The sequence below is a fragment of the Vibrio sp. 1727 genome, assembly GCF_033344415.1.
GTDB lineage: Bacteria > Pseudomonadota > Gammaproteobacteria > Enterobacterales > Vibrionaceae > Vibrio > Vibrio alginolyticus.
Genome location: NZ_JAWPOT010000117.1, coordinates 1 through 944, shown reverse-complemented (window position 1 = coordinate 944; position 944 = coordinate 1). Strand labels below are relative to the sequence as shown.

At 38.8% G+C, this 944-nt stretch carries 2 protein-coding genes; one reads left to right on the top strand and one right to left on the bottom strand.

Features of this window, described 5'->3' with window-relative positions:
- Positions 1 to 19 precede the first annotated feature (19 nt).
- Positions 20 to 136, top strand: coding sequence for a hypothetical protein (locus R8O10_RS27975; protein WP_412035172.1), 117 nt, complete (start codon positions 20 to 22; stop codon positions 134 to 136).
- A 28-nt stretch (positions 137 to 164) separates the two neighbouring features.
- Here the strand turns inward: R8O10_RS27975 and R8O10_RS24210 are convergent, their stop codons facing one another.
- A complete protein-coding gene (locus tag R8O10_RS24210) occupies positions 165 to 491 on the bottom strand; it encodes a helix-turn-helix transcriptional regulator (RefSeq protein ID WP_318146310.1) in 327 nt (108 codons plus the stop codon).
- Positions 492 to 944: the final 453 nt, after the last annotated feature.

Here is a 944-nt window from a genome sequence, read left to right as displayed (position 1 = left end):
TGGTAAACCGGCTTACAGGGTGGTTTACGTAATAAAAGATGACACTTTATACATTCTTCATGCTTACTCGAAAACCTCAAACGGCACCGATAAAAAACACAAGGATACTATCTCAGCTCGCCACAAGCAGTTATAAACCTTTGTTTTTTTAAATTATAAACGGTCTATACGACCGTTTTTTTTACGTCCATGCTAATCGGCTTATTCATATCAGATGGGTCAAACCGGATATCCAACAGAAAACCTAGTTTACCTAGCATCTCTAAGAGCATATCGATGGAGAACTTAGAGATCTTGCCGTTCATTAGGTTACTTATTCTTGGTTGGCTTACACCCAAAGCTTCAGCAGCTTCCGATTGAGTCATCCCACTATTCTTTATAAGAGTGCTAACAATTAACATCATTTTTGACTTAGCAGAAACAAGGCTAAGTTCTACGGGGTTAGTTGCTAACAACTCTAGTGGGTTCGCTGACTGACTTACCTTAGCCATACGACCTCCACAAGTTGCCAATGATTTTACAGTAGTAGCTTCCATATCCTTATGAACACCACATATAAATGAGCACCAAAAATCAGTATGTCAATATACTTTATATACATAGTACTACGGGTCGCAGATTATACAAGTATTTTTATAAACTTCAACTGCAGCATGATGTCCTTGTACTTTACGAAAAGAAATGAAGAGAAGATGTTACTTGTAACAAGTAAAGCTCAGTAACTCAGTTCAAACAGCTCTTCAGTCCAAACGAAGTAAATTAATCAAGCGAGATTTAACGAAGCCGCCGCGTAACTCCATAGCTGCAGCAACTCCTACTACTATAGAGAGCACTAAAGCTATAACTGCTCCTAAGAAGCCTGCGCTCTTTGTTGTCGGAGGACATTAAAGTTTGAAACTTTTCTATTTCCGAAGTGCGTTACTATCGTGGCTAAAAGAACCCAA

Coding starts and splice junctions, on each gene's coding strand:
- R8O10_RS24210 (WP_318146310.1), bottom strand. CDS start 491: ATGGCTAAGGTAAGTCAGTCAGCGAACCCACTAGAGTTGTTAGCAACT.